Source organism: Rhodococcus sp. IEGM 1366 (genome assembly GCF_033142425.1).
Classification (GTDB): Bacteria; Actinomycetota; Actinomycetes; order Mycobacteriales; family Mycobacteriaceae; genus Rhodococcus_F; species Rhodococcus_F globerula.
Window position 1 is genome coordinate 476,568 of the sequence record NZ_JAWLRZ010000003.1, and the last position, 13,339, is coordinate 489,906.

13 protein-coding genes are annotated in these 13,339 nt (G+C 61.4%); 9 read left to right on the forward strand and 4 right to left on the reverse strand.

The window, feature by feature from the left end:
* The first annotated feature begins 53 nt into the window (after nucleotides 1-53).
* The 3 genes from R4P64_RS11940 (at nucleotide 54) to R4P64_RS11950 (ending at nucleotide 4,155) form a co-directional block, all read left to right on the forward strand.
* Nucleotides 54-1,811 carry a cholesterol oxidase substrate-binding domain-containing protein gene (locus R4P64_RS11940; protein ID WP_317820931.1) on the forward strand — a complete coding sequence of 586 codons (1,758 nt, stop codon included), beginning with the start codon at nucleotides 54-56 and terminating at the stop codon, nucleotides 1,809-1,811.
* Between the two features lie 169 nt (nucleotides 1,812-1,980).
* Complete coding sequence (locus tag R4P64_RS11945; protein ID WP_317820932.1) at nucleotides 1,981-3,156, forward strand: serine hydrolase domain-containing protein; 1,176 nt, start codon at nucleotides 1,981-1,983, stop codon at nucleotides 3,154-3,156.
* A 174-nt stretch (nucleotides 3,157-3,330) separates the two neighbouring features.
* The gene (locus R4P64_RS11950) at nucleotides 3,331-4,155 is read left to right on the forward strand and encodes a PE-PPE domain-containing protein (protein ID WP_242484472.1); all 825 of its coding nucleotides are present in this window, start codon (nucleotides 3,331-3,333) and stop codon (nucleotides 4,153-4,155) included.
* Here the strand turns inward: R4P64_RS11950 and zapE are convergent.
* Nucleotides 4,133-5,080: a cell division protein ZapE gene (gene zapE, locus R4P64_RS11955; RefSeq protein ID WP_317820933.1), complete on the reverse strand. Its 948-nt coding sequence runs from the start codon at nucleotides 5,078-5,080 to the stop codon at nucleotides 4,133-4,135. The genes R4P64_RS11950 and zapE overlap by 23 nt on opposite strands.
* A gap of 87 nt (nucleotides 5,081-5,167) precedes the next feature.
* Between zapE and R4P64_RS11960 the strand changes: the two genes are divergently transcribed.
* Complete coding sequence (locus R4P64_RS11960) at nucleotides 5,168-5,737, forward strand: TetR/AcrR family transcriptional regulator (protein ID WP_317820934.1); 570 nt, start codon at nucleotides 5,168-5,170, stop codon at nucleotides 5,735-5,737.
* Between the two features lie 11 nt (nucleotides 5,738-5,748).
* Here the strand turns inward: R4P64_RS11960 and R4P64_RS11965 are convergent, their stop codons facing one another.
* Nucleotides 5,749-6,333 carry a TetR/AcrR family transcriptional regulator gene (locus tag R4P64_RS11965; RefSeq protein ID WP_172935918.1) on the reverse strand — a complete coding sequence of 195 codons (585 nt, stop codon included), beginning with the start codon at nucleotides 6,331-6,333 and terminating at the stop codon, nucleotides 5,749-5,751.
* 153 nt (nucleotides 6,334-6,486) lie between these two features.
* Here R4P64_RS11965 and R4P64_RS11970 point away from each other — a divergent pair, with 153 nt between their 5' ends.
* The 5 genes from R4P64_RS11970 (at nucleotide 6,487) to R4P64_RS11990 (ending at nucleotide 11,586) form a co-directional block, all read left to right on the forward strand.
* Nucleotides 6,487-7,551, forward strand: a complete 1,065-nt coding sequence (locus R4P64_RS11970) for a zinc-binding dehydrogenase (RefSeq protein ID WP_045069630.1) — start codon at nucleotides 6,487-6,489, stop codon at nucleotides 7,549-7,551.
* A gap of 2 nt (nucleotides 7,552-7,553) precedes the next feature.
* On the forward strand, nucleotides 7,554-8,048 hold the full coding sequence (locus R4P64_RS11975; RefSeq protein WP_045068426.1) for a nuclear transport factor 2 family protein: 495 nt from the start codon (nucleotides 7,554-7,556) through the stop codon (nucleotides 8,046-8,048).
* 74 nt (nucleotides 8,049-8,122) lie between these two features.
* Nucleotides 8,123-8,935, forward strand: a complete 813-nt coding sequence (locus tag R4P64_RS11980; RefSeq protein WP_317820935.1) for an SDR family NAD(P)-dependent oxidoreductase — start codon at nucleotides 8,123-8,125, stop codon at nucleotides 8,933-8,935.
* Nucleotides 8,936-9,104: 169 nt separating this feature from the next.
* The gene (gene iri / locus R4P64_RS11985; protein ID WP_317820936.1) at nucleotides 9,105-10,556 is read left to right on the forward strand and encodes a rifampin monooxygenase Iri; all 1,452 of its coding nucleotides are present in this window, start codon (nucleotides 9,105-9,107) and stop codon (nucleotides 10,554-10,556) included.
* A gap of 223 nt (nucleotides 10,557-10,779) precedes the next feature.
* Nucleotides 10,780-11,586, forward strand: a complete 807-nt coding sequence (locus R4P64_RS11990) for a putative protein N(5)-glutamine methyltransferase (protein WP_095888181.1) — start codon at nucleotides 10,780-10,782, stop codon at nucleotides 11,584-11,586.
* Here the strand turns inward: R4P64_RS11990 and R4P64_RS11995 are convergent.
* Nucleotides 11,576-12,376, reverse strand: a complete 801-nt coding sequence (locus R4P64_RS11995; protein ID WP_033232521.1) for an ABC transporter permease — start codon at nucleotides 12,374-12,376, stop codon at nucleotides 11,576-11,578. The genes R4P64_RS11990 and R4P64_RS11995 overlap by 11 nt on opposite strands.
* Nucleotides 12,373-13,329 (reverse strand): daunorubicin resistance protein DrrA family ABC transporter ATP-binding protein, encoded by a 957-nt coding sequence (locus R4P64_RS12000; RefSeq protein WP_033232523.1) that lies wholly within the window; start codon nucleotides 13,327-13,329, stop codon nucleotides 12,373-12,375. The genes R4P64_RS11995 and R4P64_RS12000 overlap by 4 nt, the downstream gene beginning before the upstream one ends.
* Between the last annotated feature and the right edge of the window lie 10 nt (nucleotides 13,330-13,339).

The following is a 13,339-nucleotide window of genomic DNA, read 5'->3' on the forward strand; positions in this document are numbered from 1 at the left end:
ATTCACCTGTCGAACTCATTGCAGTTCCCAACCCCCGATGGAGCAGCCCGAAGATGACGGCCCAAGACGAAACAACCCGACTGTCCCGACGAGGATTCCTCGCCGCCGGAGCCGGCGCAGTCGCCGCCACCGCCCTTGCCGGCAGCTGGACCCCCGCCTACGCAATTCCGTTCGGATCCAGTGGCGGACAAGTACCCACACTCGCTGCACCCCCGGCCTTCCCGGAAGGCATCGCGCTCTACCAGCAGGCATACCAGAACTGGTCCAAAGAGATCATGCTCGACACCATCTGGACCTGCGCTCCCAAGACACCCGAAGACGTAGTACGCCTGGCCAACTGGGGACATGCCAACGGTTACGCCATCCGGCCCCGCGGAGCCATGCACGGCTGGACACCCCTGACCGTGGTGAACGGCGCTTCCATCGACAAGGTCATTCTCGCCGACACCATGGTTCATCTGAACTGGGTCAACGTCGACGCCGGCGGGTCACCGGCGACGGTCACCGCGGGACCAGGTGCCACCCTCGACGCCATCACCACAGCACTTCAGGCCCAGGGCCTTGGCTTCGCTAATCTCCCCGCGCCCGGCGTCCTGTCCATCGCCGGCTGCCTCGCCGTCGACGCCCACGGCGCAGCCCTTCCCGCGGAAGGCGAAGCACACGTTCCCGGACAAACTTTCGGTTCACTCTCCAACCTCGTCACCTCCCTGACCGCAGTGGTCTGGAACGGCAACGAATACGCGCTGAAGACGTACTCGCGGGCCGATACCGCCATCAAGCCACTCCTGACTCACCTCGGCCGCACCTTCCTCACCTCAGTCACACTGCAGGCTGCGCCCAACTACCGCATGCGCTGCGTCAGCCACACGGACATCGGTTGGCAGGAACTCTTCGGCGCTCGCGGGGCTTCCGGACGTACCTTCGAGAAGTTCGTCCGCGAAAACGGTCGCGCAGAGGCAATTTGGTACCCCTTCACCGAACGCCCGTGGATGAAGGTGTGGTCCCTCGCTCCTGAAAAGCCTCGCTTCTCCCGCGAAGTCACCGGACCGTACAACTACATCTTCTCCGACAACCTCCCCGAACCGATCACCGACATGATCGGACAGATCAACTCCGGAAACCCGGGCATCGCACCCGCATTCGGGCAGATTATGTACGCCACCACCGTCGCCGGCCTTGCCGCGACCTTCGCCAACGACCTATGGGGATGGTCCAAGGACGTTCAGTTCTACATCCGGGCCACCACCCTGCGTCTGACCGAAGGCGGTGGCGCCGTCATCACATCCCGCGCCAACATCGGCCAGGTCATCCACGACTTCACGCAGTGGTTCAACGGCCGCATGGAGTACTACCGCTCCATCGGGCAGTTCCCTCTCAACGGACCCGTCGAAATCCGATGCTGCGGCCTCGACGAGTCATCCGACGTCGAAGTCGCATCCGCCGGCGCCCCCACGATCTCCGCTATGCGTCCGCGACCGGACCACCCCGAATGGGACACCGCCATCTGGCTCAACGTCCTCGGAGTCCCCGGAACACCCGGCATGTTCGCGTTCTACCGCGAAATGGAGCAATGGATGCGCGGCCACTACAACAACAACGACGCCACCTTCCGCCCTGAATGGTCCAAGGGCTGGGCATTCAGCTCCGACAAGCCGTACACCGACACGCAGATCATCGAAAACGCCCTCCCCCAGACCTACCGCGACGGCGTCCCCACCAGCGACAACTGGGACACTGCCAACGCCGCCTTCAACGCACTGGACCCGCACAAGGTCTTCAGCAACACCTTCCTCGACCAACTACTTCCGTAATTTTCGGCCGACAAGCCCTCGATCAGCACTGCCCGGCACCTTCTACGAAGGTGCCGGGCTTTTCTGTTGACTCCACCCGTTTAATTCAGCGACGAGCACTGTTCGGTCGCGGTAGATTCAGTCAATTGCGACATCCTTTTCCGCTGAGGACACGAAGGGATCGCCACCGATGAAGTCCATCTCGCGACAGCGACGAACTCGATTGGCCGTGATTGCACTCGCCGTGACAGCTCTTGCCTCCTGCGGATCCAACGAGGACACCACCACTGGCACGAGTAGTCCCGCGTCCAGCACCGTCAGCCCCGAATCACAGAAGATCGATGACATTGTCCGCACCCAGGTCACCGAACTCGGCCTCAGCGGCGCGGTGTACGGGGTGTGGCGCGGTGACACCAACGTGGTCACCGGCGCTGTCGGCGAATCCCCACTCGGCGTGCCAGCAACAACCGATATGCAACTACGCGTCGGACAGCCCATGGAACCGATGCTGTCGACCGTCCTCCTCCAACTCGACGAGTCCGGCACTCTCCCACTCGACGAACCGATTGCCAAGTGGGAACCGAGCTTTCCGCGTTCCGACCAGATCACACCGCGAATGCTCGCCAACAGCACCACCGGAATCTCCGACTACGTGACCAACCCCGAATTCGAGAAGCGTTTCTACGCCAACCCGATCCTGGGGTGGACCGCACAGGAAATCCTCGATCTCGCCAACACCCGTCCACCGCTGTTCGCGCCCGGAACGAGTTTTGCCTACTCACACAGCGACCTGACCCTGCTCGGTGAAGTTGTCCAGAAGGCGGCCGGGCAATCTTTGAGTGACCTACTGCAACAGCGTATTTTCGACCCACTCGGCATGACCGACAGTCGGGTTGCGCTCAACCCGCAAATCCCGGATCCCGTCCTGCACGGCTACACCACTGAACGCGGTGTCTTCGAGGACTCGACGTTCTGGAATCCCACAGCCTTCCTACACAGCGGCAATATGAATTCGACAGTCACCGACGTCGGGAAATGGGTTCGCGCCCTCGGAACCGGCGAGCTGCTCTCCGACACAGTCTTCGACGAACAGATGGCCCCGACAACCGCAGGTCTCGGACCTCTGACCGACGACAAGTTCTTCACGTTCGGAACGGCGCACCTCGACGGGTGGCTTGTCATGAACCCGTCGTACGGCGGATACAACGGTGTTGCGCTCTACGAACCGAAGTCCGAAACCACCATTGTCATCTATGCCACTCTCGGCCCCACAGCCAACGCCAACGGCAACAACGCTGTCCCCATCAGCAACGCCATCGGTGCTGTCATGGTTCCGGACAACCCGCCGCAGGTGCCAGGGCCGTAAGATCGAGTTTTCTCTGTCACTGCCATTCTTGTGACTGGCAACGTCGTATTTACCTGAGGAATACCTCCAGGACTCATCACACCGTCACCATTGCGCTCAGTACCGAACAACCCGCGTCGGACCGCGAGCTTCCCAGTGGAGCTACGAGAGCAAAAGATGGATTGGGACGGCCCGATGAGGAAATACTCGCTGTCAGTGGTGTGCACATTCGCCCTGGGGACCGCGCTGCTGTCCGCCAATGCTGCGACGGCATCACCGAACTCATGCCCGACCGGCGCGGTATTCGCAGTTGGTGGAACCTGGGACCCGACCGGCCAGACCACACAACCCGTCACCGATCGCTATGCCGCCCAGGGATACGTCGCAAAACCCGTGAGCTACCCCGCTAGTTTCTGGCCTCTCGGCGACCAGACCTACGACGCCAGCGTGGCTGTGGGCGTCCAAGCACTTCATGCTGAAGTTGATACCTTTCACAACCAGTGCCCCGGGAGCGACGTTGTCATCACCGGGTACTCCCAAGGTGCACGGATTGCAGGCGACGTTCTCGGTGACATCGCCCGCGACGGGTCCATTCCCCAATCCCAGGTGACCGGCGTCCTGTATTCAGACCCGCGAAACTCTCACGGCGGGATCGAAACCGTGATCCCGAATGTTGTTCCCGGTGCAACGATGTCCGGGACGCGCGCCGGCTTCGGCGACATACCCGTCCAGGAGGTATGTATCGAAGGAGACGGCATCTGCAACATGCCCAAACCACGCGATGCACCGGAAGAGTTTGTGGACTCGGTTTTCGGCTACTTCACGAAACACGGTACGTATCAACCGATGATGACCAACAGCACTCCGCCGCCGCAGCCTGGCCTTCCCGAATCACCGACTGTTCCGCTACAGCCGGCGGAGGTAGCCACCGCGATCGCGTCGCGGCTCGTCGAGAACCTCACGCCATACGTGAAGGCAGCACTGTCGAGCGCGCTGACTACTGTTCTGACCGCACCATGACGCCCATCGACTGAAGCAGCGACAACCTACTGAACAGCCGGGCAAGCCCCGCGGCGTCACGAAGGTGGCCGGCTACGTCCTCGAGGCCTCCTTCGGCGAACAATGTCAACCGCACGTCGGCGTCATAGAGAACATCGACGACGTTCCCGAAACGCCGCACTGCGAATTCCGTTGCGGTGCTGAGGATCGGCACACCGTGGATCACCCATTCATCGAAGCGGGTGACAAGATCGAGGTAGTCGGCCGCCGACGTCGAACCACCGCACAGCACATCGAAATCGAACCAGACAGCTCCGTCGCGAAGCGCAGAGCACATCAATGTGCGTGACCCCACTGTTAATTCGACCGGTTCACCGTCAACGGCGCCTGCACTCGAGTGGAAAACTCCCGACGCGAACCGTCGATCCCGCTGACGCGGTTCCCCCAGCATTCGGTAGTCAACCGCTCCACCCAACTCGATCACCTCCCACACCCTCTCGATCAACTCGATGGACGGCACGAACTGATCGTGAAAAAGTGGATTGGGAAGGAGATCGCACGGCGGAACATTGGACGTGACAACAACAGTCACATCTTTCGCAACAATGTTCTCCAGAACTCTCGCCATGAACTGTGCGTCAGCGATGTCGTCGATGTGGAACTCGTCGAAGCACAGCAGCCGAATCCCGGCGACCACCTGATCCAGCGCCTCGCCCATCGACCCGAGACTGTGCGCACGGGTGTGCAGATCGGCAAAGAACTGGTGAAAGTGAATGCGCCGCTTCGCCACTGGAACACTGTCGTAGAACTCGTCCATCAGCATGGTCTTTCCACGTCCGACACCACCCCAGAGGTAGATCCCACCCCCGATGCCGCCGATCGCAATCCGGGCCCGCAGGGCGTCGAGTGATGCACGTGCCGACAACTGCTCTTCGTCCAGTCGCATGACTCTCCTCTACATCTGTAGAGTTGAGGCTAGAGACCGGCTCGGAGCCAAGTCAACGTGATCCGCACTACGCAGAACGGGATAGGCATGACTGGAGATCGCAGACAACTCATCGGAGCGTGCGCTGTCACGATCATCGCTGAACACGGCCCGCGGGCATTGACTCATCGCGCCGTCGATGCCGCCCTGGGTATCCCGCAAGGTTCGACCTCGTACTACTTTCGAACCCGAGAAGCGCTGCTGACAGCGGCAGTGCAACACATCGTCGAACGGTCACAATCGACATTCGACGAACTGCTGGAGACGAATTCCGATCCGGCAACTCTGATCGCCCGATATCTCGGCGATCTCCTGTCCCGTCGCCGCAACGAGTTGATCGCCCGGTACGCACTCCTCCCCGAGACGCGAAGCAATCGCGAATTGCATGACGCCCTGGCGCAAAGCTTGTTCTCCACAGCCAAAGCGCAAGAGATCTTCGTACGTCACGGCGTGAAGAATCCGGAGAGTGCGGCAGCCGATCTTGTCAGCTTGCTGGAAGGCCTGATATTCGATCGATGCATCGGAGCGAGATCAACCCATACCCATCACACCGAATCATCGGAATCCATTCTTCAACTGAGGATCCCGATCGATGCGTATCTGCGCGGCGCCCGCTAGCGAAGGGGCCTTCAGTCGACCGGGCGTAACAATCGCACCATCATCTCGACCGTGCGCTCAATGGGACGCTGCCTCGACGTCGGCGTGAATACCACTGTGCGAGTGAGAATTGCACCGAGAAGCATGTCGAAGGCGTCGTCGGGATCGACTGCGGGATCAACACTTCCGGGAGCTGCGGCGCGCAGAATGTCCTCGAACAGCGGCCGCACCGACATCCTCGGATACACCTCTGATGACGCATCGCGATCCGGCTTCTGGTGATGAGCAAGTAGCCCCGCAGCGGCCGCTCGCGCCGCCGGCGCACTGAAGGCCGCGACGTACGCACGGATGAACCTGCGAAGGTCGCGTCGAAGATCCCCACTCGGCACGATGCCGGCAAAGGTGAATCGAGGGAACGCCGCTTCCTCGATCAACTCGATCCGCGACGACCATCGGCGGTAGATCGCCGACGAATGCACGCCCGAATGACTGGCAACGGCTTGAATCGTCGTCGCCTCGAAGCCTCGTTCGATCAAGAGTGCGCGCGTCGCCTCGAGAGCTCGCTCGTCAATGCTGATGTCGCGGGGTCGCCCCAGACGGCGATGAGGTTCTGACATGCCAGTGAGTGTAGTGACCGCCGGCAAGTGCGCAGCGCCTTTACAGGAGATATTGCTCTATTAGATTTACAGGAGAGAGTCTTCCGTAAGTGCCAATCCATGGATACAGTTCACCCACAGAATGAGAACTACATATTCACGGAGGAGAATCGAATGCGCGCTGCAGTACTGCGAGAAGGCACCGTAGACGTCGGAGTGGTCGACGATCCGGTTCCCGGCCCCGGCCAATTACTTGTTCGTTCGCTGGCCTGCGGAATCTGTGCGTCGGACCTTCACTTCATGGACAACCCGGACGCCGGCATCCACGACAACAGCGGAATGTCCACGTACGATCAGAACGTCGACATCGTCATGGGCCACGAATACTGCGCCGAAGTCGTCGACTACGGACCCGGCACCGACCGGCGAATCCCCGTCGGCACCCGAGTAAGTTCCCTCCCGGTGCTCGCCACACCCCTGGGCCGCAAGATCATCGGGCAGAATCCCGAATCGCCCGGCGGTTTCGGTGAGTTCTTACTCCTCGACGAATCGATTACACGCGTGGTGCGCTCGGACCTTCCGAGCGAGGTGATCTGCGTTGCCGACGCACTCTCGGTCGGATGGTCCGCAGCAGCACGTGCACAGATGGGTACCCGCGAGGTTCCGCTGGTCATCGGCTGCGGCGCCATCGGCCTTTCTACGATTGCGAACCTCAAACGTCTCGGAATCGGCCCGATCATTGCCGTGGATTTCATTGCCTCTCGCCGCGAGACCGCGATGGCAATGGGGGCCGACGCTGTCATAGATCCCGCCGAAATCTCCCCGTACCAAGCCTGGCGAGATGTGGCACACGGATCGCCGGATACAACGAAGGACATGATGGCGATAGCCGCACTACCAGGCTGCGTCATCTTCGAATGTGTCGGAATACCAGGTGTTCTCGATTCAATCATCAAAGGATGTGAGCGTGGAACCAGGATATTCTCCTCCGGTGGACCGCCGGAGGGCGATCACCTCCACACGCTCACCGCTAAGCGCAAGGGCCTCAACATCCAATTCGGCGGAGGCCCACTTCCGGCCCACTGGGACGAAGCATTCCACGCAGTGTGCTCCGGCGAGGTCGACATCAGCCCGATGCTCGGACGGACGGTCGGGCTCCACGAAGTCGCGGAGGCACTCGATGCGTCGCGCGACGCCAACGGTCCGGCACGCATAGTCGTCATTCCTGGAAAGGTGTGAAAATGGTTGAGAACGAAGACCTTCGGACCGCGGTGACGAATCTGACGAACCGAGTTCGCGCTCTTGAAGACCAGGTCGAGATCATGCAACTCGTCGCGCAGTACGGTCCGGCCGTCGACAGTGGTTCCGGTGCGGCTGCTGCGGCACTCTGGACCGAAGACGGCACCTTCGACGCCGTCCCCCAACGTCACATGAAGGGGCGAGAAGAAATCGCCGAGATGGTGCTCGGCGACGGTCACCAGAGCCTGATCCGCAACGGGTGCGGTCATGTATTGACCGCACCGCACATCGAGATCGACGGCGACAACGCGACGGGACGCAACTACGCACTCAACATCCGTTGGGACAGTGACGCGGACCGCTTCTGGGTGGCTCGCGTCTCGGCCAACACCTGGCGGTGGGTGCGCACCGCTGAGGGTTGGCGAACCGTCGAGCGAATCAATGCCAACCTGGACGGGACACCCGAGCACCGCAACATGCTGGCGCCCTCGACGTGAGCGATGCACCAGCACGACAATTCGCGCTTTGACCACACACGTCGAACAGAGTCAACATTGAAAGGAATCACACAATGCCAACACATCTCGCGCAGAAGTACGGACCATGGGCAATCATTGCCGGCGGATCCGACGGGGTTGGTGCCGCATTCGCTCACGAACTGGCCACTCGCGGCGTGAACATCGTTCTTGTCGCCCGGCGAGCGCCCGTCTTGGAATCTTTCGCCGACGACATCCGCGCACAGCACGATGTCGAAGTACGCACGGTTGCACTAGATCTCAGCGCTCCGGCCGCAATCTCCGAACTGGAACGGATAACAGCCGATCTCGAGGTCGGACTCTTTGTGTACAACGCCGGTAGCGACGATTACAGCGCCGAATTCCTCGACAAGGATCTGAACAACCATCTGTCTCTCGTTCATCGGAACTGCACCAGCGTGCTCGAGGCCACCTACCGCTTCGGCGCGCCGATGGTCGCCCGAGGACGGGGCGCCGTGGTGTTACTGACCTCCGGAGCAGCCTGGGCCGGGGGCGCAACACACGCCACGTACGGCGCCACCAAGGCATTCGATCTCATTCTCGCCGAAAGTCTCTGGGCGGAATGGCATCCGAAGGGCGTCGACGTTCTGTCCCTCGTGCTTGGCGCAACAGACACCCCATCTCTCCATCGTGCACTCGGCGCGCGGGCCACATCGCGTGCCGACCTTGCCGATCCCGCCGACGTTGCCCGGGAAGCTCTCGACCATCTGGCCGACGGACCCACCTGGCTGTTCGGAAGTGAGAACCCGACCGGCGGGTCACCGTTCGGAAGCATCGACCGCCGTGACGCGGTTCTGGCCATGAGTCGAGGGACCGCCGGAACGGACACCGCAACCGCTCGGCACTGAGTCGTCGAACTTCCGGGCCGTCGAACTTCCGGGCCGTCGAACTTCCGGGCCGTCGAACCTCCGCCCCTTTCACCATATCGCGTACCCCGGGGCTTGCGGCAAGGCCCGGGTGATGGTGCAGACTCGCCGCTGCGAGCAAGCGCATGCCTTGCCCGCAGGAGGGGTCTACATGAGTGACGTCATCGTTGTCGGTGCCGGACCAACCGGATTGATGCTCGCGGGTGAGCTCCGGCTTCAGGGTGTCGACGTCGTGGTGCTGGACAAGGCCGAGGAGCCGACTCCGTTTGTCCGCGCCCTCGGCATCCATGTGCGCAGTATCGAGATCATGGAGCAGCGCGGCCTGCTGGACAGATTCCTCGCGCACGGCCGAAAGTATCCACTCGGCGGATTCTTCGCGGGCATTTCCAAACCCGCACCTACCTACTTGGATACCGAGCACGGTTACGTACTGGGCATACCCCAGCCCGAGATCGACAGGATTCTTGCCGAACACGCCATCGAAGTCGGCGCGGACATTCGGCGTGGGAAGCGCGTCGTCGCGGTCCGGCAAGACGATAACGGCGCAACTACCGAATTAGACGACGGCACAACACTTCAGGCGCGCTACCTAGTGGGCTGTGACGGTGGGCGCAGCACCGTGCGCAAGCTGATCGACGTCGGGTTCCCCGGCGAGCCGTCGACGGCAGACACGTTGATCGGCGAAATGGACGTAGCCATGCCGGCGGACGAACTGGCCGCCGTCGTCGCCAAGATCCGCGAAACTCACAAGCGATTCGGAATCGGTCCCGCCGGAAATGGTGCTCATCGCGTCGTGGTGCCCGCAGCCGATGTTGCCAACGGTCGTGCCGTCCCGACCACCCTCGACGACATTAAACAACAGCTACGTGTCATCGCCGGCACGGACTTCGGGGTGCACTCGCCGCGATGGCTCTCGCGCTTCGGTGACGCCACACGTTTGGCCGATCACTACCGCCGTGGCCGGGTATTTCTCGCAGGCGACGCCGCCCATATCCACCCGCCGATGGGCGGGCAGGGTCTGAACCTGGGCGTCCAGGACGCGTTCAACCTCGGCTGGAAGCTCGCCGCAGAGATCAACGGATGGGCACCGGAAAGCCTGCTCGACACCTACGAATCCGAACGGCGTCCGGTGGCCTCCGACGTACTGGACAACACGCGCGCACAGGCGGAGTTGATCTCCACCGCAGCGGGCCCACAAGCTGTGCGGCGCTTGATCTCCGAGCTGATGAATTTCGACGACGTCAACCGCTACCTGACCGAGAAGATCACGGCGATCTCGATTCGCTACGACTTCGGCGACGACCATGACCTACTAGGCCGGCGGCTGAAGAACATCGCGTTGACCCGCGGCAACCTCTACGACCTGATGCACTCCGGCCGCGGGTTGCTGATCGACCAGGGTGGTCAACTGTCGGTCGATGGATGGAACGATCGCGTCGACCACATCGTCGACACCAGTACCGAATTGGATGCTCCCGCCGTGTTGCTTCGTCCCGACGGCCATGTGGCCTGGGTTGGAGACGAACAGTCAGAGTTGAATACCCGTCTGACCAGATGGTTCGGCCGCTCGACAACCCGGAAATCGCCGCCGAATTCAGAGTGAATGCGCTTAATGGCGCGCGCAGACGACAATGATTCGATAGAGTATCGACGTTCAATACGCGCAGGTCGACATGCAGACAGTCGACATGCAGACACAGTCGATACGCAGACACTCAGGAGGTGAGTCCCATTACCGCTAGGTCAGTAGTGGCGCCGCCTCCTCCGTTCAGCTTCCGGTAGCGGTCGAGAGCGCCCATACGGTAATTCCCGAAAGGCACTCTCCTATGTCCGCACCGATGCACTCTCGTCCTCGGCAAAAATCCACCACCGACGTCCTGCGCCGCGCAGGATGTGTTTTTGCCGAGGACGAAGCGCGAATTCTACTGAATGCCGCACAATCCCCCGCCGAGCTTGACGTCATGATCGCTCGGCGGGTGGCCGGCGAACCACTCGAGATCATTGTCGGCTGGGCAGGATTCTGCGGTTTGCGAATAGTGCTGGAACCCGGGGTATTCGTGCCACGCCGACGCACTGAGTTCTTGGCCAGGCAGGCATGTTCGTTGACTGCCCCTGGCGGTGTTGCCGTTGATCTCTGTTGCGGCTCGGGTGCAGTCGGGGCGGTACTCCAGGCGAACGTCCCGGCGATCGAGTTGTACGCCATCGACATCGAACCCGCTGCGGTTCATTGCGCACGGCGCAACATCGCCGAGCCTGGCCAGGTTCTCGCTGGCGATCTCTACGATCCGCTGCCCACCCAACTCCGCGGACGGATCGACGTCATAGCGGCAAACGCACCGTATGTCCCCACCGATTCGATCCGTCTCATGCCACCCGAAGCGCGACTCCACGAACCCCGTGTCTCCCTCGACGGCGGTGTCGACGGACTCGATATCCAACGAAGGATTGCCGACGAGGCAGCGACGTGGCTCAAACCCGGCGGGCACCTGCTTGTCGAAACAAGCAACGAACAGGTGGACCGCACCGTGGAATCATTCACTCACGGAGGACTTCTCGTGAAAATTTCCGCACACGATGCCACCTCGTCGACAGTGGTGACCGGCACCAAACCCGCAGCACGAGTCACCTACTGACGGCTTTCTGATATCGACGGATTGCAAACGGCACGAAGACAATCAGCAAGCCGGCCGTCCACAACAGCGACGCGAGAATCGGATTCTGCAGTGGCCATGCATCGGGAACGGTCATGGCGGGGTTGGTGTTGCCGAAAAGCTCGCGCACCGCCTGAGTCACGGCCGACACCGGATTCCACTCCGCGATCACCTTCAAAGGCCCTGGCAGGTTGGTGGTTTCGACAAATGTATTCGCGATGAACGAGAGCGGGAAAATGACGACGAAGCTGGCGTTGTTGAACACTTCCGGCGTCCTGATCCACAGGCCGACCACTGCCATGACCCAGGACAACGCGTACGCGAACAACAAGAGAAGTAGGTATCCGGCCAGCGCTTCGAAGAAACTGGAGTGAATGCGCCACCCCACGAGCAGACCGGTGATCGACATGACCACCAGGCTGATCACGTTGATCAGGACATCGCTGGACGTGCGGCCGATCAGCACCGCTGAAGGAGCCATGGGCAGGGAACGGAAGCGGTCGATGATCCCCTTCTGCAGATCCTCGACCATACCCAGACCAGTCCAGGTGGAACCGAATATAACTGTCTGCGTGAAGATTCCGGCGATCAGAAACTCGCGGTACGACGTCCCCGGAACGGAGATCGCACTGCCGAACACGTACGCGAACAACAACACGAACATGATCGGCGAGAGTGTCGTGAACACCAGAAGGTCGGGAACCCGCTTGATCTTGATCAGGTTTCGTTTGGCAATGGTCAGGCCGTCTTCGAGTGCCATCTGCACCGTCATTTCTGGTCCTCCAATTCAGCCTGGTGCCCGGTCAGCGTGAGGAAAACGTCGTCGAGTGTCGGCCGACGCAACCCGACATCGAATACCTTGATTCCGCGAGCCGACAGCAGATTGAGGGCGGTGACCAATGCATCGGTTCCGTCGTCGACCGGCACGGTGATGCGTCGGACGTTCTCCTGAATCTGGATCTCCCCGACGGCCAGTGCCCTCAATTCCTCCCGGACGATGTCGAGATGTTCGTTCTCGTGCACGCTCAGTTCGATACGTTCGCCACCAACCCGTGCCTTGAGTTGATCGGACGTTCCACGCGCGATCACCACACCGCGGTCGATCACCGCAATCTGGTCGGCCAACCTTTCGGCTTCCTCCATGTATTGCGTCGTGAGCAGCAGTGTCGTGCCTTGTGCCACCAGTCCTTCGATGACATCCCAGAGGCCGAGCCTCGCTCGCGGATCGAGTCCTGTTGTCGGTTCGTCGAGAAAAAGAACCTGCGGCCGGGCCACCAAGGCACCGGCCAGGTCGAGGCGTCGGCGCATACCGCCGGAATAGCCCTTGACCGGGCGATCACCGGCTTCGACCAGGTCGAACTGGTCAAGTAGCTCGCGCGCCCTCGCCTTACTCTTCTTTGCTCCCAGGTGATACAGCCGTCCGACCATCTCGAGGTTCTCGTACCCGGTGAGGTATTCGTCGACTGCGGCGTACTGACCTGAGGCCCCGATCTTGGATCGCAGGGCCCGCGCATCCTGGACGACGTCCAGCCCGGCGACTTCGGCGCGGCCGGCGTCAGGAGTGAGCAGCGTGGTGAATATGCGAACCGCTGTAGTCTTTCCCGCGCCATTGGGTCCAAGAAGTGCCATCACCGAGCCTTCGCGCACTTCCAGATCTACGCCGCCCAACGCCGTCAGCTCGCCGTACTTCTTGACCAGTCCCTCGGCCACAATCGCTCCGGTCATGCGTCCTCCC